The organism is Massilia sp. HP4 (genome assembly GCF_005222695.1).
Classification (GTDB): domain Bacteria; phylum Pseudomonadota; class Gammaproteobacteria; order Burkholderiales; family Burkholderiaceae_D; genus Telluria.
In genome coordinates this window covers 68,308-89,857 of record NZ_STGG01000074.1, presented here as the reverse complement: position 1 = coordinate 89,857, position 21,550 = coordinate 68,308, and the positions used below count along the sequence as shown (strand labels likewise).

Annotated in this window: 20 protein-coding genes; 12 read left to right on the top strand and 8 right to left on the bottom strand. The window is 65.0% G+C overall.

Annotated elements, in window-relative coordinates:
• The first annotated feature begins 31 nt into the window (after window positions 1-31).
• Genes E8M83_RS25675 through E8M83_RS25665 form a run of 3 tightly spaced genes read left to right on the top strand, consistent with a single transcriptional unit; the run spans window position 32 to window position 2,135 of the window.
• Entirely contained in the window at window positions 32-1,090 is a 1,059-nt protein-coding gene (locus tag E8M83_RS25675) for a folate-binding protein YgfZ (RefSeq protein ID WP_137176187.1), read from the top strand.
• Window positions 1,091-1,092: 2 nt separating this feature from the next.
• Window positions 1,093-1,383 carry a DUF4936 family protein gene (locus tag E8M83_RS25670; protein WP_137176186.1) on the top strand — a complete coding sequence of 97 codons (291 nt, stop codon included), beginning with the start codon at window positions 1,093-1,095 and terminating at the stop codon, window positions 1,381-1,383.
• Entirely contained in the window at window positions 1,374-2,135 is a 762-nt protein-coding gene (locus E8M83_RS25665; RefSeq protein WP_137176185.1) for an NRDE family protein, read from the top strand. The genes E8M83_RS25670 and E8M83_RS25665 overlap by 10 nt, the downstream gene beginning before the upstream one ends.
• A 125-nt stretch (window positions 2,136-2,260) precedes the next feature.
• Here E8M83_RS25665 and E8M83_RS25660 read toward each other — a convergent pair whose 3' ends face one another.
• From E8M83_RS25660 to E8M83_RS25650, 3 genes are read right to left on the bottom strand one after another with little or no spacing between them, the layout of a single operon-like run.
• Window positions 2,261-3,166: an SDR family oxidoreductase gene (locus E8M83_RS25660; protein WP_137176184.1), complete on the bottom strand. Its 906-nt coding sequence runs from the start codon at window positions 3,164-3,166 to the stop codon at window positions 2,261-2,263.
• 18 nt (window positions 3,167-3,184) lie between these two features.
• Window positions 3,185-3,967: an SDR family oxidoreductase gene (locus E8M83_RS25655; protein WP_137176183.1), complete on the bottom strand. Its 783-nt coding sequence runs from the start codon at window positions 3,965-3,967 to the stop codon at window positions 3,185-3,187.
• 14 nt (window positions 3,968-3,981) lie between these two features.
• Window positions 3,982-4,299: a Dabb family protein gene (locus tag E8M83_RS25650; protein ID WP_137176182.1), complete on the bottom strand. Its 318-nt coding sequence runs from the start codon at window positions 4,297-4,299 to the stop codon at window positions 3,982-3,984.
• A gap of 140 nt (window positions 4,300-4,439) precedes the next feature.
• Between E8M83_RS25650 and E8M83_RS25645 the strand changes: the two genes are divergently transcribed.
• Together E8M83_RS25645 and E8M83_RS25640 are read left to right on the top strand one after the other, a co-directional pair.
• Complete coding sequence (locus tag E8M83_RS25645; protein WP_137176181.1) at window positions 4,440-5,006, top strand: GNAT family N-acetyltransferase; 567 nt, start codon at window positions 4,440-4,442, stop codon at window positions 5,004-5,006.
• A gap of 251 nt (window positions 5,007-5,257) precedes the next feature.
• Window positions 5,258-6,958 carry an MFS transporter gene (locus tag E8M83_RS25640; RefSeq protein WP_137176180.1) on the top strand — a complete coding sequence of 567 codons (1,701 nt, stop codon included), beginning with the start codon at window positions 5,258-5,260 and terminating at the stop codon, window positions 6,956-6,958.
• Window positions 6,959-7,059: 101 nt separating this feature from the next.
• On the opposite strand, the gene E8M83_RS25635 is transcribed toward E8M83_RS25640, so the two are convergent.
• From E8M83_RS25635 to E8M83_RS25620, 4 genes are all read right to left on the bottom strand, one after another.
• A complete protein-coding gene (locus tag E8M83_RS25635; RefSeq protein WP_137176179.1) occupies window positions 7,060-9,150 on the bottom strand; it encodes a 3-hydroxyacyl-CoA dehydrogenase NAD-binding domain-containing protein in 2,091 nt (696 codons plus the stop codon).
• A 94-nt stretch (window positions 9,151-9,244) separates the two neighbouring features.
• Entirely contained in the window at window positions 9,245-9,442 is a 198-nt protein-coding gene (locus E8M83_RS25630) for a YqaE/Pmp3 family membrane protein (RefSeq protein ID WP_137176178.1), read from the bottom strand.
• A 75-nt stretch (window positions 9,443-9,517) separates the two neighbouring features.
• Window positions 9,518-10,333 carry a DUF817 domain-containing protein gene (locus E8M83_RS25625; protein WP_229491931.1) on the bottom strand — a complete coding sequence of 272 codons (816 nt, stop codon included), beginning with the start codon at window positions 10,331-10,333 and terminating at the stop codon, window positions 9,518-9,520.
• 66 nt (window positions 10,334-10,399) lie between these two features.
• Entirely contained in the window at window positions 10,400-12,052 is a 1,653-nt protein-coding gene (locus E8M83_RS25620) for a 3-(methylthio)propionyl-CoA ligase (RefSeq protein ID WP_137176176.1), read from the bottom strand.
• Between the two features lie 219 nt (window positions 12,053-12,271).
• Here E8M83_RS25620 and E8M83_RS25615 point away from each other — a divergent pair, with 219 nt between their 5' ends.
• The 7 genes from E8M83_RS25615 (at window position 12,272) to E8M83_RS25585 (ending at window position 17,387) form a co-directional block, all read left to right on the top strand.
• On the top strand, window positions 12,272-13,735 hold the full coding sequence (locus E8M83_RS25615) for a YdiU family protein (protein WP_137176175.1): 1,464 nt from the start codon (window positions 12,272-12,274) through the stop codon (window positions 13,733-13,735).
• A gap of 48 nt (window positions 13,736-13,783) precedes the next feature.
• Window positions 13,784-14,179, top strand: coding sequence for a peptide-methionine (R)-S-oxide reductase MsrB (msrB, locus tag E8M83_RS25610; protein ID WP_137176174.1), 396 nt, complete (start codon window positions 13,784-13,786; stop codon window positions 14,177-14,179).
• A gap of 10 nt (window positions 14,180-14,189) precedes the next feature.
• Complete coding sequence (locus tag E8M83_RS25605; protein ID WP_137176173.1) at window positions 14,190-14,825, top strand: septation protein A; 636 nt, start codon at window positions 14,190-14,192, stop codon at window positions 14,823-14,825.
• Window positions 14,822-15,127, top strand: coding sequence for a BolA family transcriptional regulator (locus E8M83_RS25600; protein ID WP_137176172.1), 306 nt, complete (start codon window positions 14,822-14,824; stop codon window positions 15,125-15,127). Before E8M83_RS25605 ends, E8M83_RS25600 begins: the two co-directional genes overlap by 4 nt.
• A 79-nt stretch (window positions 15,128-15,206) precedes the next feature.
• Window positions 15,207-15,986, top strand: coding sequence for a peptidyl-prolyl cis-trans isomerase (locus E8M83_RS25595; RefSeq protein WP_137176171.1), 780 nt, complete (start codon window positions 15,207-15,209; stop codon window positions 15,984-15,986).
• 82 nt (window positions 15,987-16,068) lie between these two features.
• The gene (locus E8M83_RS25590; RefSeq protein WP_137176170.1) at window positions 16,069-16,845 is read left to right on the top strand and encodes a peptidyl-prolyl cis-trans isomerase; all 777 of its coding nucleotides are present in this window, start codon (window positions 16,069-16,071) and stop codon (window positions 16,843-16,845) included.
• Between the two features lie 65 nt (window positions 16,846-16,910).
• Window positions 16,911-17,387 carry a GNAT family N-acetyltransferase gene (locus tag E8M83_RS25585; RefSeq protein ID WP_137176169.1) on the top strand — a complete coding sequence of 159 codons (477 nt, stop codon included), beginning with the start codon at window positions 16,911-16,913 and terminating at the stop codon, window positions 17,385-17,387.
• Between the two features lie 45 nt (window positions 17,388-17,432).
• On the opposite strand, the gene purL is transcribed toward E8M83_RS25585, so the two are convergent.
• The gene (gene purL / locus E8M83_RS25580) at window positions 17,433-21,452 is read right to left on the bottom strand and encodes a phosphoribosylformylglycinamidine synthase (protein ID WP_137176168.1); all 4,020 of its coding nucleotides are present in this window, start codon (window positions 21,450-21,452) and stop codon (window positions 17,433-17,435) included.
• Between the last annotated feature and the right edge of the window lie 98 nt (window positions 21,453-21,550).

Here is a 21,550-nt window from a genome sequence, read left to right as displayed (position 1 = left end):
AAGCCTAATTGCCAAAATACCTCGGAATTTCATGAGTAACTGGACTGATCACCTCGCCACGCATGGCGCACGCTTCCATCCCGACGACGCAACCAGGGTCGAGGACTTCGACCAGCCCCTGGATACCGACGCGCTCGCGGCCGGCTTCGTCGCCACCGTCACCGACCAGGGCCTGATCGCCGTGGCCGGCGAACAAGCCGCGACATTCCTGCATGCGCAGCTCACCAACGATGTCGAGCACCTGCAACAGGGCGACGCACGCTTCGCCGGTTTCTGCACGCCGAAAGGCCGCCTGCAAGCCAGCTTCCTGATGTGGCGCGACGCAGATGCCGTGTATTTGCAGCTGCCGCGCGCGATCCAGGCGCCGCTGCAAAAACGCCTGTCGATGTTTGTGCTGCGCAGCAAAGCCAAGCTGCGCGACGCGACCGACGAAGCGCCGTTCGAGGCCGTCCTCGGTTTCGGCGGCGCCAGGGCGACGGCGGCCCTCGGCCGCTTCGTCGATACCTTGCCCGCCACGCCGATGAGCAAGACCGATGGCCAGTTCGGCACGGTGCTGCGCCTGAACGACGCCTTCGGCGCGCCGCGCTACCTGTGGATCGCATCGGGCCAGGCCGCCAGCGCCGCCCTCGCCGCGCTCGGGGGCGAGCTGGCCCTGGGCGGCAACCAGGCCTGGCGCCTGGCCGCGATCCACGCCGGCGAGCCGCAGGTGGATGCGGCGACCCAAGAACAATTCGTGCCGCAGATGGTCAACCTCGAGCTGCTGGGCGGGGTCAATTTCAAGAAGGGCTGCTATCCGGGCCAGGAAATCGTCGCGCGCACCAAATACCTGGGCAAGATCAAGCGCCGCACCACGCTGGCCAGCATCGACGATGCCGCCGCCCGCGCTGGCGACGAAGTGTTTTCGAAGGCCGACCCCGACCAGCCCTGCGGCATGGTGGTCAATGCCGCGCCGAATGGCCGCGGCGGCGCCGATGCGCTGGTCGAGATCAAGCTGGCCGCGCTGGGCGAGCAGATCTCGCTCGGCTCGAGCGCCGGCGCGCCGCTGCACTTCCTGCCCATGCCCTACAGCCTCGACGCGGTCGACGACTAGCGATGCGCGACTTCTACGTCTACTACAAGGTCCGCAACGAGGACGCCGCCGCGCTGGCGCCGCTGGTGCACGCCATGCAGCACCGGCTGGCGCAAGATGCGGGCGTGCTGGTCCAGCTCAAGCGCCGGCCTGAAGACAAGGACGGCCTGCAGACCTGGATGGAAGTCTATCCGGGCGTGCCCGGCGGCTTCGAGGCGATGCTGGCGCAGGCGGCCGGCGCGGCCGGCATCGACCACCATCTCGCCGGCCCGCGCCGCCTCGAGATCTTTACGGACTTGCCGCCATGTGCCTGATCGTGTTCGCCTGGCATGTCGTCCCCGGCGTGCCCGTCATCGCCTGCGCCAACCGCGATGAATTCTATGACCGACCGGCCGCCCCGGCCGGCCCCTGGCCGCAGGCGCCGCACGTGATCGCGGGCCGCGACCTGCAGGGCGGCGGCAGCTGGATGGGCGTATCGGTGACCGGCCCGACCGGTCCGCGCTTCGCGGCGCTGACCAATATCCGCGCCCCCGGCGAACGCCGCAGCGACGCACCGTCGCGCGGCGCGCTGGTGGCCGACTACCTGCGCGGCGAGCTCGATGCGGCGGCCTACGTGGCCGAGCTGGCGGCGCGGCCCGACCTGTACAACGGCTACAACCTGGTGCTGGGCGACCGCGAGAACCTGTATTGGTACTCGAACCGCGGCGCGCAAGACCCGCGCAACGGCCAGCCGCTCGACCGCGGCCGCATCTACGGCATCTCGAACGGCCTGCTGGACACGCCCTGGCCCAAGGTGCTGCGCACCAAGGCGCAATTCGCAAGCCTGCTGTGCCAGGGTGCGCCCGAAGATGCCTATTTCGAGATGCTGGCCGATACCACGCGCGCGCCCGACGTGCGGCTGCCCGAGACCGGCATGCCGATCGAGATGGAGCGCATGCTGTCACCGGTGTGCATCGAGTCGCCCGGGTATGGCACGCGCACCTCGACCGTGGTCAAGCTGTATCGCGATGCGGCGCCGGAATTGCAGGAGCGGGTGGTGCAGCCGGGGGTTGTCGCCGCGACCTGAAAACGCAGGGTTGGCCTCGGCGGCCCCGCGGTTTGCCGCCGACGCGTCGATTGTTATCGGTGCCGATTCCGTTCCAGATGATCTCGCTGCCAACCATCACCGCGTCGGCGGCGTAGCCGCCAACCCTATCGTCGGCCTTTCATGCCTGCCTTCAGGATCTCCTTCAAATGCGGCGTCGCCGCATACGGGTCGGCCGGCTGGCGTGCGTGAACGAGCGCATCCATCCGCTCGGCTACCGCCCCCAGCGCCTGCGGGTGCGAGAACACATAAAAGCGCTCTTCGCGGATCGCGTCGAAAGTGAGCCGGGCCACGTCGGCCGCCGACACCTTGCCCGAACCGACCGCCTTCTCGGTCAGGGCCTGCGCCGCCATCTGGCTGGCGGTCATGATCTCGTCGGTGCGCAGTTCGTCCGGCCGGTGGCGGTGCGATTGCGCGATCGCCGTCGGGATGAAATACGGGCACAGCACCGACACGCCGATCGGCGCGTCGACCAGCTTGAGGTCGTGGTACAGCGTCTCGGTGAGCGACACCACGGCGTGCTTCGAGACGTTGTAGACGCCCAGCGCCGGCGAATTGAGCAGCCCCGCCATCGAGGCCGTGTTGACGATCCAGCCGCGGTAGCCGGGATCCTGCGCCGCGCATTCGAGCATCACGCGCGTAAACACGCGCACGCCGTGGATCGCGCCCCACAGGTTCACGCCCAGCACCCACTCCCAGTCTTCTTCGGAGTTCTCCCAGACCAGGCCACCCGCGCCGACACCGGCATTGTTGAACACCAGGTGCACCGCGCCGAAGCGCGCCATCGCCGAATCCGCCAGTTCCTGCACGTGCGCACCCTTGCGCACGTCGCACACCATGGCCAGCACTTCGGCGTGCCTGGCCAGTTCGTCGGCGGCCTTCTCGAGCGCCTTGGGCTGGACGTCGGCCAGCACCAGCTTCATGCCCAGGCTGCCGGCCAGGTTGGCGAACTCGCGCCCCATGCCGCTGGCGGCGCCCGTGATGACCGCGACCTTTCCGTGAAACTCGTCCATCTGCCCCTCCTTGCTTGCTTATACCGCCGTGACTCCTCCGTCGACCGCCAGTATCTGGCCCGTGATGTGCTTGCCGGCGTCGGAGGCGAACAGCACCACGGCGCCCTTCAGGTCCTCGTCGTCGCCCAGCCGCCCCAGGGGCGCATGGGCCGCGAGCCCGTCGGCGCCGTAGGTGGCCAGCACGCCCTTGGTCATCTTTGACGGGAAGAAGCCGGGCGCGATCGAATTGACCGTGATGCCGTAGCGCCCCCACTCACCGGCAAGCGTACGGGTGAAATTTACCACCGCGCCCTTGGACGTGTTGTACGCCAGCGTCTGCATCGCATCGGGCGGGTTGCCGGCCAGGCCGGCGATCGACGAGATATTGATGATGCGCCCGTAGCGGCGCGGGATCATGGACAGCTTGCCGACCGCCTGCGACACCAGGAAGATCGAGCGCACGTTCAGGTTCATCACCTTGTCCCAGGCGTCGAGCGGGTAATCCTCGGCCGGCGCGCCCCAGGTGGCGCCGGCGTTATTGAGCAGGATGTCGACCTGGCCCAGGCGATCGATCGCCTCTTCGACCAGGCGTTGCGCCTGGCCCGGATCGGACAGGTCGCCGGCAAAGCAGCTGGCTTCGATGCCGAGCGCGTGCAAGCGGGCCACGCTGGCGTCGAGCTCGTCCTGCTTGCGCGAGGCGATCACCAGGCGCGCGCCCTGCTCGCCGAGCGCCTGCGCCATCTGCAGGCCGAGCCCGCGCGAGCCGCCAGTCACGATGGCAGTCTTGCCCTTGAGCGAGAACAGTTCCTGGGTAGTGCGCATACGGTCTCCTTTTTCTATCGGAATGCCGCTAAGACCTCGTAGTCCATGCACTGGCGCGCTTCGCGGATCGCCCCGATAAACGGCACGACGGCCTGGTGGGTCGGATGCTTGATATAGGCTTCGAGCGCGGCGCGATCGGCGAATTCCGAATACAGCACCACGTCATAGGTCGCTTCGAGGTCGGGCTGGGCGAGGGTCACTTCGAAGGTGACGATGCCCGGCACGATCTGCGCGCACTCATCGAGCCGGCGCTTCATCTCGCGCGCATTGGCGGCGCGGTCGGCGCCCTCGGCCTGTTCCTTCAACTTCCACATTACGATATGCTTGATCATTCATTTATCCCGGAATTTTGCTGGTTGACCGGCCTTCCCCAAGTGGGCCGGGCCTGGTGGCCGAGAATACCATATGGCATTTCGCTTGCGCGGGGCCGCCACCGCCAACGTCGATAACCGATCCACTACGCATACCGCCCATGACCGTTCGCGACCTGCAACTTCCCATCCGCACCGCCCGCCTGACCTTGCGCCCGTTCGCCGCCGGCGACTTCGCAGCCTATGCCGACTACCAGGGCCGCGACGACGTCTACCGCTACCTGTATGCCCACGCGCCGGCCGGCGAGGCGCTTGCACAGCAGTTCAGGCGGGTGCTGGACGCGCCACTCGCGCACGATGGCGACATCCTCAAGCTCGCCGTCGTGCGCGACGAGGACGGCGCCGTGCTCGGGGAGGTACTGCTCAAGCTGGCCAGCCAGGCCGCCCTGCAGGGCGAGGTCGGCTACGTCTTCCATCCCGCCTACGCCGGCAAGGGGTATGCGACCGAAGCCGTCAAGGCGATGATCGATTTCGGTTTCGCCCGGCTCGGCTTTCACCGCATTTTCGCCCGCCTCGACGCCGCCAATGCCGGCTCGGTCGGCGTGGTCGAGCGCCTGGGCATGCGGCGCGAGGCGCACCTGGTCCAGAACGATCGCTTCAACGGCGTCTGGGGCGACGAGTACGTCTACGCGGTGCTGGCCACCGAGTGGGCAGCGCGCGGGCAATGACGCGGCGCGCCGCCTGCGGCGCCGCGATCCGTAATATTTGCTTTTTATAAAACACTACGCCTTGCAATGCTAGGACTATGCCTCGCCTTGGACGAGCCATTCTCCCACAGGCAAAAGAGGAGAAAGAAGCCATAGCTGTAAGCTCCGCGTAAGATAAGTGCAAGATTCGCGTAAGGTTTCGGGCGCACAGTGGTGTTGGCTGACCAACAATCAGCATTTCCGGTTACACAAAATTAATTACGGAGACACCCATGGCTATCACACCCGGCAATACTGTCGGAGGACAAGCTGCACCGACCTCCGCCGGACTCACCAAGGAAGAACGCAAGGTCATTGCCGCTTCTTCCCTCGGCACCGTTTTCGAATGGTACGACTTCTATCTCTACGGTTCGCTCGCTTCCATCATCGCCAAGCAGTTCTTCATCGGCGACCCGAATACCACGTTCATCTTCGCCCTGCTTGCCTTCGCGGCCGGCTTCATCGTACGTCCGTTCGGCGCGCTGGTGTTCGGCCGTCTTGGCGACATGATCGGGCGTAAGTACACCTTCCTGGTGACCATCCTGCTGATGGGCGCCTCGACCTTCCTGGTCGGCATCTTGCCGAGCTATTCCCAGATCGGCATCGCGGCCCCGATCATCCTGGTCACCCTGCGCATCCTGCAAGGCCTGGCGCTGGGTGGAGAATACGGTGGCGCCGCCACCTACGTGGCCGAACACGCGCCACATGGCAAGCGCGGCCTGTTCACGTCCTTCATCCAGACCACGGCCACGATCGGCCTGTTCCTGTCGATCCTGGTCATCCTGGGCACCCGCACCCTGACTGGCGAAGAGGAATTCCAGGCCTGGGGCTGGCGGATTCCCTTCCTGATCTCGGTCGTCCTGCTCGGCATCTCGGTGTGGATCCGCCTGTCGATGAACGAGTCGCCGGCCTTTGCCAAGATGAAGGCCGAGGGCAAGACCTCGAAGGCGCCGCTTTCGGAAGCCTTCCTCAAGCCGAAGAATGCCAAGGTCGCGCTGCTGGCCCTGCTCGGCTTGACGATGGGCCAGGCAGTGGTGTGGTACACCGGCCAGTTCTACGCCCTGTTCTTCCTGACCAAGACGCTCAAGATCGCCGAGCCGACCGCCAACGTGCTGATCGCGATTGCCCTGCTACTGGCTACCCCGTTCTTCATCGTGTTCGGCGCACTGTCGGACAAGATCGGCCGCAAGTGGATCATCCTCGGCGGCTGCGTGATCGCCGCCGCCACCTACTTCCCGATCTTCAAGGCCATCACCCACTACGGCAACCCGGCGCTCGAAGCCGCAATCCGCAGCGCGCCGGTGGTCGTCGTGGCCGACCCTGCAACCTGCAGCTTCCAGGTTGACGCGACCGGCACCAAGAAATTCCCGAACTCGTGCGACATCGCCACGCGCATGCTGACCGCCGCTTCGGTGAGCTACAACCGCATCGATGCGCCGCCTGGCACCGTTGCCACCATCAAGATCGGCGAGACCGAGTTCCGCTCGTTCAACGCGGTCATGACGCCGGATAACCTGAACTTCGACAAGGCTTCGCTGGCCAGCGAGACCGCGCTCAAGGCCGAGGTGAATGGCGCGCTGAAAGCGGCCGGCTATCCTGACAAGGCCGACCCGACGCAGATCAACAAGCCGATGCTGGTGTTGTTCCTGTTCATCCTGGTGCTGTATGTGACCATGGTGTACGGCCCGATCGCGGCGATGCTGGTCGAGATGTTCCCGACCCGGATCCGGTATACCTCGATGTCGCTGCCGTATCACATCGGTAACGGCTGGTTCGGCGGCCTGCTGCCGACGACTGCTTTCGCGCTGGTGGCGTTCAAGGGCGATATCTATTATGGCCTGTGGTATCCGATCGTCATCGCCCTGATCACCTTCGTGATCGGCGCCTTGTTCGTGCGGGAGACCAAGGACAATAATATTTACGCCAACGACTAAGGCGTGGCTTTGGAATGAAAAATGCCGCTGGGAGACCAGCGGCATTTTTACATCGGCGACGCGGCCGGAAGTGCGGACGGGACGACCGCTCGATACTGCTGCTAACCGTTGAATCCCTGCCCGAGCGACGCCAGGCGCACCAGCAGCGGCGCCGGCTGCCATGCCTCGCCCTGGCGAGCACCCGCGAATCCCTCGATCGCCGCCCTCACCTTCTGCAAACCGACGCTATCGGCATGGAACATCGGTCCGCCCCGGTGCAGCGGGAAGCCATAGCCGCTCAGGTACACCATGTCGATGTCGGAAGCACGCAGTGCGATGCCTTCTTCCAGGATCTTCGCGCCTTCGTTCACCAGCGCATACACCAGGCGCGCGACGATCTCCTCGTCGCCCACCGCGCGCCGCTGCACGCCGATCTCGCCGGAATGCGCCACGATCATCTCGTTCACCGCAGCCGACGGCATCGCCTTGCGCTCGCCCGCCTGGTAGTCATACCAGCCGGCTCCCGTTTTCTGGCCGAAGCGCCCCTGTTCGCACAACAGGTCGGGCAGCTTCGAATAGGTGAAGCCCGGCGTGTCGATGGCGCGCCGCTTGCGGATATGCCAGCCGATATCGTTACCGGCCAGGTCGCTCATGCGGAACGGCCCCATGGCGAAACCGAAGGCCTCGATCGCGCGATCGACCTGCTCCGGCAGCGCGCCTTCTTCCAGCAAGAAGTAAGCCTGGCGCAGATACTGCTCCAGCATGCGGTTGCCGATGAAGCCATCGCACACGCCCGCGACCACCCCGGTCTTCTTGAGCTTTTTCGACAGCGCCAGCGCGGTCGCCAGCACGTCCTTGCCGGTGCGCGCGCCGCGCACGATCTCCAGCAGTTTCATCACGTGCGCGGGGCTGAAGAAATGCAGGCCGATCACGTCTTGCGGACGTCCCGTGAAAGCGGCGATCCGGTTCACGTCGAGCGTCGAGGTATTGGTGGCGAGGATCGCGCCTGGTTTCATGACCTGGTCCAGCTCGCGGAACACGAGCTCCTTGACGTCGATATCCTCGAATACCGCCTCGACCACGATGTCGGCCTGGGCGATGGCGTCGTAGGACAAGGTGCCCTTGACCAGCGCCAGGCGCTGATCGCGCTGCGCCTCGGTCAGCTTGCCCTTCGCAACGCTGCTCTCGTATACCTTGCGGATCGACGCCAGGCCCTTGTCGAGCGCGTCCTGTTTCATCTCGAGGATCGTCACCGGAATACCGGCGTTGGCGAAGTTCATCGCAATCCCCGCGCCCATGGTGCCGGCGCCGACCACCGCCGCCGACGCGATGGTGCGCAGCGGCGTATCGGCCGGCACGTCCGGCACCTTGCCGGCCGAGCGCTCGGCAAAGAAGGCGTGGCGCAGCGCCTTCGACTCGCCCGTCGTGGTCAGGTGGATGAAGCGCTCGCGCTCGAAGCGCAGGCCGTCCTCGAACGAGTCGGCCGTGACCGAGGCCGCCACCGCCTCGACGCAGGCGCGCGGCGCCGGGAACGGGCCGGCCGCGGCATCCACCTGGGCCCGCGCTTTTGCCAGGAAGCCCGCGGCGTCCGGGTGCCCGACCGCACGATCGCGCACCTTCGGCAGCGGACGCGCATCGGCGACCCTGGCGGCGAAGGCGATGGCGGCCGGCAGCAGCTCGGCGCCCGCCTCGAACACCTCGTCGAACAGCGGCGTGCCGGCGAGCTTCTCGGACAGCACCGGGATGCCACCCAGGATCATGCCGAGCGCCTGCTCCAGGCCCAATAAGCGCGGCAGGCGCTGGGTGCCGCCGGCGCCCGGGATCAGGCCCAGTTTTACCTCCGGCAGTGCGATCTGCGCGCCCGGCAGCGCCACGCGATAGTGGCAGCCCAGCGCCAGCTCCAGGCCGCCGCCCATGGCGACGCCGTGGATCGCCGCGACGACCGGCTTGGACGAACCTTCGACGGCGCGGATCAGGGAATGCAGGGTCGGTTCGGTGAGCGCCTTCGGCGAATTGAATTCGCGGATGTCGGCGCCGCCCGAGAAGGCCTTGCCGGCGCCAATGAGCACGATCGCCTCGACCGCCGGATCGCGCTCGGCATCCTGCACGCCCTGCACGGCCGCGGTGCGGGTCGCGAGTCCCAGGCCGTTGACCGGCGGGTTGTTCAGGGTGATGACGGCAACGCTGCCGTGGACCTGGTAGTCGGCGCTCATGTGGCTTGTTCTCCTTGTGGGTGGCACTGGCTGAGCTGCCCACTATACCGTAGAAAATGCACGAACGTACTATTCAGTCAACGGCCGCTGGAGGTCAGAATTCGCGTTGCTGGCGGGCGCGGTCGATCTTCTGGTCGGTCTTGTACTGGCTCAGGGCGTAGACCGCCCAGATAGCCGCCGGCAGCCAGCCGATCAGGGTAATTTGCAGGATCAGGCAGATGATGCCGGCGATCGGGCGGCCGATGGTGAAGAAAGTCAGCCAGGGAAGGATGAGGGCGATAAGCAGGCGCATGGAGATTCCTGTGAGCGATATTGTCAAAAGTGTTAGTAGTCTACCCGGGCCAGCCTTGTGGCCGCGCCCTGTTGGTCAGCGCTCGGCCACGTGCACCGTGGCCTTCACGTGCTTCAGGCTGGCCACGATCGTGAAGGTCATGATCACCAGCAGCGACCACGAACTCCATTTGCTCAGGTGGACGACCGACCAGGCGCCCATCTGGTTCGGATAGCGCCACACCCCCCAGAAGGTGCCGATGTTCTCGGCCAGCCAGATGAAGAAGCCGGTCAGCACGAAACCGAGCAGCAGCGGCATGCGGCGGTCGCGGTCCAGCGGCCGGAACACGACCTCGGTGCGCGCATACAGGCCCAGCGCGCAGGCCGCCAGGTACCAGCGGTAGTCGCCGATATAATGATGGGTGAAGAAATTCAGGTAGATCAGGATGGCGATCCCCGCCGCCAGCGGGTATGGGGGATGATGGCGCACGCGCAGGTCGAGCAGGCGCCAGGCCTGGATGATGTAGCTGCCGATCGCCGCGTACATGAAGCCGGCGAACAGCGGCACGCCCCACAGCTTGGTGTAGGCAAAATCCGGATAGCTCCACGACTGGATGCTGCCAGACACCTTGAATACTTCGAGCGCGAAGCCGATCGCGTGGAACAGCGAGACCGCCTTCAATTCGTCCCAGGTCTCGAGGCGCGACCACACCATGCCGGCCTGGATCGCCAGCGCCACCACCAGCAGCACGTCGTAGCGCGGGATACCGAACAGGCCGGCGCGCGGGATCGCCAGGATCGCCAGGAAGAAGCCGGCCACGAACAGGCAGGCGCGCGCTTCCTTGATCCCGAAGTACAGGAACTCGGCCAGCGCGCGCCGCACGCCGCCCAGCGCCCGCGGCCGGGCGTCCATCAGGTGGCGGTCGAAGGCCGCCAGCAGCGTGCCCATCATCGCACGACGGTGCCGCGGCGCCGCGCCTCAGGCGGTCGGCAGGCGGTGGCCAGCATACGCTTCGCGCAGCTTGTTCTTCTGGATCTTGCCGGTGCCGCCCACCGGCAGGCTGTCGGCGAACACGACGTCATCCGGCGTCCACCACTTGGCCACCTTGCCGGCAAACCAGCCCAGCAACTCGTCGCGCGAAACCTCCATGCCGGGCCGGCGCACCACCACCAGCAAGGGCCGCTCGGCCCACTTCGGATGCTGCACCCCAATGCACGCCGCCTGCAGCACCGCCGGGTGCGACATCGCCACGTTCTCCAGGTCGATCGTGCCGATCCACTCGCCACCCGACTTGATCACATCCTTGCTGCGGTCGGTGATCGCCAGGTAGCCGTCGGCGTCGATCGTCGCCACGTCGCCGGTCGGGAACCAGCCATCCTGCAGCACGTCGCCGCCCTCGTCGCGGAAGTAGCCCGACACCACCCACGGCCCCTTGACCAGCAGGTGGCCATAGGTCGCACCGTCCCACGGCAGCTCGGTCCCGTCGTCGTCGACGATCTTCAGGTCGACGCCAAAGATCGCATGACCCTGCTTTCTCAGCACCGCGCGCTGGTCCTCGAGCGGCAGGTGCGTGTGCCTGGCCAGCAAGGTGCAGGCGGTGCCGAGCGGCGACATCTCGGTCATGCCCCAGGCGTGCACCACCTGCACCCCGAGGCGGTCGATCAGGGTGTCCATCATCGCCGGCGGGCAGGCCGAGCCGCCGATCACGGTGCGGCGGAAGGTGGAAAAGCGCAGGTCATTTGACAGCACGTGGTTGATCAGGCCCAGCCAGACCGTCGGCACGCCGGCCGAGAAGGTCACGCCTTCGGCCTCGAACAGCTCGTACAGCGACTTGCCGTCCAGCGCCGGCCCCGGAAACACCAGCTTGGCGCCCGACAGCGGCACCGAGTACGGCAGGCCCCAGGCATTCACATGGAACATCGGCACCACTGGCAGCACCACGTCGGCGCTCGAGACATTGAGCGCATTCGGCATCGCCGAGGCATAGGCGTGCAGCACGGTCGAGCGGTGCGAATACAGGGCGCCCTTCGGGTTGCCGGTCGTGCCCGAGGTGTAGCACAGCGCGGCCGCCGAGCGCTCGTCGAACTGCGGCCAGTCGTACTCGCTGGCAGCAGATCCGATCAGTTCTTCGTAGCACAGCAGGCCGGGAATGGCGCCCGCCGGCGGCATGTGCTCACGGCCGCACAGGGCGACGAAGGCCTTGACGGTCTTGCACTGGCGCGCCATGGCTTCGATCGCCGGCAGGAAGGTCAGGTCGAAGAACAGGACCTGGTCGTCGGCGTGGTTGACGATATAGGCGACCTGCTCCGGATGCAGGCGCGGATTGATCGTGTGCAGCACCGCGCCCGAACCCGAGACGCCGTAATAGAGCTCCATATGGCGATAGCCGTTCCAGGCCAGGGTGGCGACCCGCTCGCCCATCCCGATGCCCAGCGATCCGAGCGCATTGGCCAGCTGGCGCGCCCGGCGCGTGCAGTCGCGGTAGGTATAGCGGTGCAAGTCTCCCTCGACCCGGCGCGACACGATCTCGTTGTCGCCATAGTGGCGCGCCGCGAACTCGATGATGTTCGACACCAGCAGCGGCTGATCCATCATCTGGCCTTGCAAGGGACTCATCGGATAGGATTGCATCGGGTCTCCGTGAACATATTGGCAACGAGCAAAGTGTCGTCTTCGCATCGTGCGGTCGTCAACCGGATTCGATGATGCGCTGCAGCAAGCGTCGGACCGGCACCGGCAACAGCTGGTTACCGGATGTAACGCCGATCCACAGCACACGGGTGCGCGAATAGAATCGGCCTGGTGCGGTAAAATCCCGCCAATCCTGATCACTTAGCCACGGACACTGCCATCACTGCCGACGAACTCCCCTTCAACAATTCGTTTGCCGAATTGCCACCGGCGTTCTTTACGCGCCTCATGCCGACGCCGTTGCCCTCGCCGCACTTCATTGCGGCGAGCAGCCCTGCCGCGGCCCTCATCGGGCTCTCCGTGGCCGATCTCGCGCGTCCCGATTTCGTCGACGTGTTTAGCGGCAATAAGGTTGCAGCGCGCTCGCAGCCGCTGTCGGCCGTGTACTCCGGCCACCAGTTCGGCGTCTGGGCTGGCCAACTGGGCGATGGCCGCGCGATCACGCTGGGCGAGATCGCCACGCCGACCGGCCCGATGGAATTGCAGCTGAAGGGCGCCGGCCGCACGCCGTATTCGCGCATGGGCGATGGCCGCGCGGTGCTGCGCTCGTCGATCCGCGAGTTCCTGTGCTCCGAGGCCATGGCCGCCCTCGGTATCCCGACCACGCGCGCACTGGCGATGACTGGTTCGCCGCAGCCGATCGCCCGCGAAACCATGGAAAGTGCCGCTGTCGTAACGCGCATGGCGCCTACTTTCGTGCGCTTCGGTTCCTTCGAGCATTGGGCCTCGCGCAACCGCGAGACCGAGTTGCGCACCTTGGCCGACTACGTCATCGGCCAGTTCTATCCGGAGCTGCAGGGTGCCGCCAATCCGTACAAGGAATTGCTGGCCGAGGTCACGCGCCGCACCGCGCGCATGATCGCCCACTGGCAGACGGTCGGCTTCATGCATGGCGTGATGAACACCGACAATATGTCGATCCTGGGCTTGACCCTGGATTACGGCCCCTTCGGCTTCATGGAAGCCTTCGACGCCAAGCACATCTGCAACCACACCGACCAGGGCGGCCGCTATTCGTATGCCAACCAGGTGCCGGTCGGCCACTGGAATTGCTATGCGCTGGCCAATGCCCTGCTGCCGCTGATCGGCGAGCCCGAAGCGGCCGAGGAAGCGCTGGACGTCTACCGTCCCGAGTTCGGCCGCCAGCTCGACACCCTGCTGCACGCCAAGTTGGGCCTGAAGGAAAGCCGCGACGAAGACGCCGGCCTGTTCGACCGCACCTTTGGCCTGCTGCAAGATAACCACGCCGACTTCACGCTATTCTTCCGCCGCCTGGGCGAACTCAAGGTCGACGAGCCGGCAGCGGATGAACCGCTGCGCGACCTGTTCATCGACCGCGCCGGCTTCGATGCCTGGGCCGTGGAGTACCGCGCGCGCCTGCGCCAGGAGGGCAGCATCGACGCACCGCGCCGCGAGGGGATGCACCGGGCTAACCCGAAATACATCCTGCGCAATTACCTGGCGCAGACGGCGATCGAACAGGCACAGAACGGCGACTTCAGCGGCGTGCACAAGCTGCTGGCGGTGCTGGAGCGTCCTTTCGACGAGCAAGCCGAGAACGATTCGTATGCGGCCCTGCCGCCAGACTGGGCATCCCACCTCGAGGTGAGCTGCTCGTCCTGAGCCGCACGGCCCTGCCCTTTTTTCTCAAGCGCATCAAGAAAGAACATCATGACCGACAAAGTGACCAAGACCGACGCCGAATGGCGCGCCCAGCTCGACCCGACCGAATACCAGGTGACCCGCCACGCCGCCACCGAGCGCGCCTTCACCGGCAAGTTCTGGGACCACCACGAGCGCGGCATCTACCATTGCGTGTGCTGCGACACCCCGCTGTTCGAATCGGATACCAAGTTCGATTCCGGCTGCGGCTGGCCCAGCTACTTCCAGGCCCTCGACCCGAACAATGTGATCGAGAAGGTCGACCGCACCCACGGCATGGTGCGCACCGAGGTCATCTGCGGCGTATGCGACGCCCACCTGGGCCATGTATTCCCGGACGGCCCGCCGCCGACCCGCCTGCGCTATTGCATCAACTCCGCCTCGATGCGGTTCGAACCGATTTGAAGGCGGCGCTGTGAAAAAATTCTTGTTCGACCTGTTCCCGGTCCTCTTGTTCTTTGGCGTATACAAGTACGGCGACAGCAACCAGGAGTGGGCGCACCGCATGACCGTCGACTACCTTGCCCCGCTGATCGCGGGCGGCGCGGTGCCGGCGACGCAGTCGGCAATCCTGCTGGCCACCGCCGTGGCGATCGTCGCCACCGCGCTGCAGGTCGGCTACCTGCTGGTGCGCGGCCACAAGGTCGACAATATGCTGTGGCTGTCGCTGGGCGTGATCCTGGTCGCCGGCGGCGCCACGATCTATTTCCATGACGACCTGTTTATCAAGTGGAAGCCGACCATCCTTTACTGGGCCTTCGCCCTTGCCCTGCTGGTTGCGCAGGTGTTCTATAAAAAGAACCTGATGCGCTCGGTGATGGAAGCCAATATCAAGCTGCCCGATCCGGTCTGGAACCGGATCGGCTACAGCTGGATCCTGTTCTTCGTGGGCATGGGCCTGCTGAACTTGTTGATGGCCTTCGTGGTCTTCCGTAGCGATACCAGCGCCTGGGTCAGTTTCAAGCTGTTCGGCTTTACCGGCATTTTCTTTGCCTTCATCGTGGTCCAGACCATGATGCTGTCCAAATACATCAAGGAGGAAGACGCATGACCACCATTGACCGCGAAGCACGCCTGCGCGCCATCCTCGAGGCCGAGCTGGCGCCCGCCTCGCTCGAGATCATCGACGACTCGCACCTGCACGCCGGCCATGCCGGCAACACCGGGGGCAGCCACTACACCGTCAAAATCGTGTCATCGCGCTTCGAGGGCCTCAAGCTGGTCATGCGCCATCGTCTTGTGTATGATGCCGTTCACGATATGATCAACAAGGCGGAAATCCACGCGCTCGCCATCAATGCGGTCGCGCCTTCCGAGCTGCCCTCTACGTCGGTTTCAGGCAGTTTTAAGTAATTTGCCCGACAATTTGAACTGCTAGTCAAAACAATTAATCCAATCTCGTCCAGCAACTCTCCCCGCTACAGGAACACACATGACCTTTAAGCCAGCTCGCCTGCTGTTAGCCCTTGTCGCCGTCGCATCGGCTCCCGCCTTCGCCCAGAACCTCGCAGTGGTGAATGGCAAGGCGATCCCGTCGTCGCGCGCCGACGCCGTCGTCAAGCAGGTCGTGGCCCAGGGCCAGGGCCAGGACTCGCCAGAACTGCGCGAAGCCGTCAAGAACGACCTGATCGCCCGCGAAGTGCTGATGCAAGAGGCCGTCAAGCAAGGCTACGACAAGAAGCCCGACGTGCGCGAAGCGCTGGACAATGCGCGCCAGTCGATCGTCGTCAATGCCCTGGCCCGCGAATACATCACCAAGAACCCGGTGAGCGACGCCCAGATCAAGGCCGAGTACGACAAGTTCAAGACCCAGACCGGCGACAAGGAATACCATGTGCGTCACATCCTGTTTTCGACCGAAGACGAAGCCAAGGCAGGCATCGCCAAGCTGAAGGGCGGCACCAAGTTCGAAGAGCTGGCCAAGACCTCGAAAGACACCGGCACCGCCGGCAATGGCGGCGACCTGGACTGGGTGACCCCGAACGCCCTGCCGCCAGAATTCTCGGCCGGCTTCACCAAGCTGCAGAAAGGCGCGATCACCGACGTGCCGGTCAAGACCAACGCCGGTTTTCACGTGATCAAGCTGGACGACACCCGTCCGGTCAAGCTGCCGTCGTTCGATGAAGTCAAGCCGCAGATCTCCGAGTCGCTGTCGCAAGAGAAGCTGCGTGACTATCAGGAGCAAATGGTCAAGAAGGCAAAGGTGCAGTAATATGTACTGTCGCCGGCGCTGAGTTTGCGCCGGCTTTCGTCGCCTGCGGCGATACTTTTCGTGTTTATATAGGATCTCAACAATGATTTTGAAGCCAGCCCGCCTGTTGTTAGCCATGACCGCATTGGTTGCCCTGCCTGCACTCGCGCAAAACGCTGCAACCGTCAATGGCAAGGCGATCCCGCAAGCGAGGGTCGACCAGCTGGTCAAGCAAGTCGTCGCCCAGGGCCGCGCCACCGACTCCGCAGAGTTGCGCGACGCGATCAAGAAAGACCTGATCAGCCGTGAAGTCCTGATCCAAGAGGCCGACAAGCAGAACATCGGCGCCCGCGCCGACGTCAAGTCCGCCATCGACAATGCCCGCCAGAGCATCATCATCAATGCGATGCTGGCCGACTACGTCAAGAAGAACCCGGTCAAGGATGCCGAGATCAAGGCCGAGTACGACAAGCAGAAAGCCATGATCGGCGACAAGGAATACCACGCCCGCCACATCCTGGTCGATTCCGAAGCCACCGCCAAGGACATCATCGGCAAGCTGAAAGGCGGCGCCAAGTTTGAAGAGCTGGCCAAGCAGTCGAAAGACGGTAGCGCCCAGAACGGCGGCGACCTGGGCTGGGCCAGCCCGGCAACCTACGTGCCAGAGTTCTCGAAAGCCATGGTCGCCCTGCAAAAAGGCGCCATCACCGAGACCCCGGTCAAGTCGCAGTTCGGCTTCCACGTCATCAAGCTCGAAGACGTGCGCGCGACCAAGGTCCCGCCGCTGGAAGAAGTCAAGCAGCAAGTGGCAGAAGGCCTGCAGCAGCGCCAGCTGGCTACCTACCGCGAAAGCCTGGTCAAGAAGGCCAAGGTGCAGTAATCGCTGCATCCCAGTCTTCAAGAGCGCTCCCACGGGGGCGCTTTTTTCTTTTATGACGTGAAAAAATGCATTCATCAGCCCCCGTGTTCCGACGCGCAGCCAGCGCCGATATTGCGCAGATGTCGCGCATCCGGCTGTCGGTGCACGAGAACCGCTTGCGTGACCCGGCGCGCGTCACGCAGCAAATGTACGAGGACTTCCTGGAGCGCGATGGCCGCGGCTGGGTGGCGCAGATCGATGGCGTGACCGTCGCGTTCAGCTATGCGAACAGGCTCGATGGGTCGATCTGGGCGCTATTCGTGGATCCCGAACATGAAGGCATGGGGCTTGCCAAGCATCTGCTGGAGCTGGCGACTGCATGGTTGTTCGAGCTCGGGTTTGCGCAAGTCACGCTGTCCACTGGCGCCGGGACGCGGGCCGAGGCGTTCTATGTACGGCAGGGGTGGACTCGGCAGGCTTCGCCTGCTGACGAGGTCGCCTTTACCCTGGACCGGGGTGGGGTCGACGGGTTTCCCGTCAACGCAACGCAGCATCCCCGCTAACTAAAAACGCCTCCGAAGAGGCGTTTTTCACATTGCGTCGGCCGATCAGCCAACCCACTTGCGCGCATTGCGGAACATGCGCATCCACGGCGACTCGTCGCCCCACGATTCCGGCGCCCACGAGTGCACGACGCCACGGAACACGCGCTCGGCGTGCGGCATCAGCACCGTGAAGCGGCCATCGTCGGTGGTGACCGACGTCAGGCCACCTGGCGAGCCATTCGGGTTGAACGGATAGGTCTCGGTCGCTTCGCCGCGGTTGTTCACGAAGCGCATCGCCTTGTGCGCAGCGTCGTAATCGCCGGTCAGCGAGAAGTCGGCGAAACCTTCGCCGTGGGCGATGGCGATCGGCGCCTGGGTGCCGGCCATGCCGTCGAAGAAGATCGACGGCGAATCGAGCACCTCGACCATGCCGAAGCGGGCCTCGAACTGTTCCGACTTGTTGCGGGTGAACTTCGGCCACGCCTGCGCGCCAGGGATGATCGATTTCAGGTTGCTCATCATCTGGCAGCCGTTGCACACGCCCAGGCCGAAGGTATCAAGGCGCGCGAAGAACTTCGCGAACTGATCCGACAGCTGCGGGTTGAACAGGATGGTCTTGGCCCAGCCCTCGCCCGCGCCCAGCACGTCGCCATACGAGAAGCCGCCGACGGCAATGATGCCGTGGAAGTCGTCCAGCCTGGCGCGACCGGCGATCAGGTCGCTCATGTGCACGTCGACCGCCGTGAAGCCGGCCTGGTGCATCACCCACGCGGTCTCGATATGCGAGTTGACGCCCTGCTCGCGCAGGATCGCCACGCGTGGACGCTTGCCGGTCGCGATGAACGGCGCGGCGACATTTTCATCCAGGTTGAAACTGATTTTCGGCGTCATGCCGATATCGGTTTCGTCCAGCAGGCGGTCGTATTCCGCATCCGCGCAGGCCGGGTTGTCGCGCAGGCGCGCGATGCGCCAGCTGGTCTCGCTCCACAGGCGGTGCAGGCTGCTGCGGGTCTCGTTGTAGATCACCTTGGCGTCGCGCGTAAACTCGATCGCGCCGCGCTCGTTGAGCTTGCCGATGATGTGGCTGCAGGCGCCCAGGCCCTGGTCGCGCAGCACGTTCATGACGGCGCTCTTGTCTTCGGCACGTACCTGGATCACGCCGCCCAGCTCTTCGCTGAACAAGGCGCGCAGGGTCATCTCGTTGCGGCGCTCGGCCACCTGGCCGGTCCAGTTCTTGGCGTCGCCCCAGTCGGATGCGTGCTCGCCCTCCATGGTCAGGATGTCGAGATTGACCGACACGCCGGTGCGGCCGGCAAAGGCCATCTCGGTCAGCGTTGCGAACAGGCCGCCGTCCGAACGATCGTGGTAGGCCAGCAGCTTGCCGTCGGCGTTCAGTTGCTGGATCGCGACGAAGAAGGCTTTCAGGTCTTGCGGCGAATCGACGTCCGGCGCCGCGTCGCCCAGCTGCTGGGTGACCTGCGCCAGGATCGAGGCGCCCAGGCGGTTCTTGCCGCGGCCCAGGTCGATCAGGATCAGGGCGGTGTCGCCCTGATCGGTGCGCAGTTGCGGGGTCAGCGAACGGCGCACGTCCATCACTGGCGCGAACGAGGACACGATCAGCGACACCGGCGAGATCACGGCCTTGTTCTGGCCCTCGTCGTTCCAGGTGGTGCGCATCGACAGCGAATCCTTGCCGACCGGGATCGACACGCCCAGCGCCGGGCACAACTCCATGCCCACTGCCTTGACGGTGTCGAACAGCGCGGCGTCCTGGCCCGGCTGGCCGCAGGCCGCCATCCAGTTGGCCGACAGCTTGATGTCCGAGATGTCGTTGATCGCGGCGGCGGCGATATTGGTGATCGCCTCGCCCACGGCCATGCGGCCCGAGGCGGCGGCGTCGATCACGGCCAGCGGGGTGCGCTCGCCCATCGCCATCGCCTCGCCCACGAAGCCCTCGAAGGACATCGCGGTGACGGCGCAGTCGGCCACCGGCACCTGCCATGGGCCGACCATCTGGTCGCGCACGGTCACACCGCCGACGGTGCGGTCGCCGATCGTGATCAGGAACGATTTGTCGGCCACGGCCGGATTGAGCAGCACGCGGCGCGCGGCTTCCGGCAGCTCGATGCCGGTCAGGTCGACCGGTGGGAAGGTGTTCTTGACGTGCTCGACGTCGCGCAGCATCTTCGGCGGTTTTCCGAGCAGGACGTCCATCGGCATGTCGACCGGCGCATTACCTTCTTGCTGGTCTATCAGCTTCAACTGGCGCTCTTCGGTGGCAGTGCCGACCACCGCAAACGGGCAACGCTCGCGCTCGCACAGCGATGCAAATTTTGCAAGGCTTTCTGGCGAAATTGCCAACACATATCGCTCTTGTGACTCGTTTGACCAAATTTCCTTTGGCGCCAAACCGCTCTCTTCCAGCGGCACCTTGCGCAGGTCGAAAATCGCGCCGCGCTTGGCGTCGTTGACGATTTCAGGGAAGGCGTTCGACAGGCCGCCGGCGCCGACGTCGTGGATCGAGATGATCGGATTGTTGTCGCCGAGCTGCCAGCAGCCGTTGATGACCTCTTGGGCGCGGCGCTCCATTTCCGGATTGCCGCGCTGGACCGAGTCGAAGTCCAGGTCGGCGGTATTGGTGCCGGTCGCCATCGACGATGCCGCGCTGCCGCCCATGCCGATGCGCATGCCCGGGCCGCCCAGCTGGATCAGCAGGCTGCCAACCGGGATCTCGTCTTTATGCGTGTGCTTGGCCGAGATATTGCCGATGCCGCCGGCGATCATGATCGGCTTGTGATAGCCATAGACCGCGCCCGCGGCGCCGACGTTCTGTTCGTAGGCACGGAAGTAGCCGCCCAGGACCGGACGGCCGAATTCATTGCTGAAGGCGGCGCCGCCGATCGGGCCGTCGATCATGATCTGCAACGGCGAAGCGATGCGTTCCGGCTTGCCGTAGACGGCGTCCACACGCTCGGCACCGGTGACGTCCGATGCGTTCTCCCACGGACGCTGGGCATCCGGCAGCAGCAGGTTCGATACCGTAAAGCCCGTCAGGCCAGCCTTCGGCTTGGCGCCGCGGCCGGTCGCGCCCTCGTCGCGGATCTCGCCGCCGGCGCCGGTCGAGGCGCCCGGGAATGGAGAAATGGCGGTCGGGTGGTTGTGGGTCTCGACCTTCATCAAGGTGTGCGTCAGCTCGGTGGACGCGCCGTATTCCTGGCCGTCGCGCGGGAAGAAGCGGGTCACGGTGGCGCCTTCGATGATCGACGAGTTGTCGCTGTAGGCGACCACGGTGCCGCGCGGGTTCAGCTGGTGCGTGTTCTTGATCATGCCGAACAAGGATTTATCTTGCTTGACGCCGTCGATGATCCAGTCGGCGTTGAAGATCTTGTGGCGGCAATGCTCGCTGTTCGCCTGCGCGAACATCATCAGTTCGACGTCGGTCGGGTTGCGCTGGGCCTTGGTAAAAGCGTCGTGCAGGTAGTCGACTTCGTCTTCCGACATCGCCAGGCCGAGTTCCGTGTTGGCGCGCACCAGCGCGCCGCGCCCAAGCGCCAGCACGTCGATGCTCTCGAGCTGCTTGCCTTCGAGTTCGTTGAACAAGTGCTGGGCGTCGTCGGCATTGCGCAGCACCGACTCGGTCATGCGGTCGTGCAGTAGCGCGCCCACGGCTTCCAGCTCTTGCGCGGAAAGCTTCTTGGCGGCGCCAATGCTGCTGCCCAGGATGCCGCTCTTGAGCACCACGGTGTAGCCGACGCCGCGCTCGATGCGGTGCACATGGGCCATGCCGCAGTTGTGGGCGATGTCGGTCGCTTTCGACGCCCAGGGCGAGATCGTGCCCAGGCGCGGGATGACGAAGAACTCCTCGGTCACGCCCTCGTACAGCGTTTCGGCCGCCGGCTCGCCGTAGGTGAGCATCGCCGATAGGCGTTGCGTATCCCCGGCGGAGAGCGGTGCGCTGGTGTCGATGAAGTGGTAGAAGCGTCCCTGGACGGCGGCAATCGACGGGGCGACGGCTTGCAGTTGGCTCAGGAGGCGTTGGCTACGGAAGGCGGACAGGGCATTGGAACCCGGCAGAATCAACATGGCTTGGACAGTCGTTGATGCAGCGTGGCTGCTAGGGTGGAAGATAGCCCGCTATTATACAGTGTTGCACTATGGTCTGGCCGGCGGCCGACTGACAA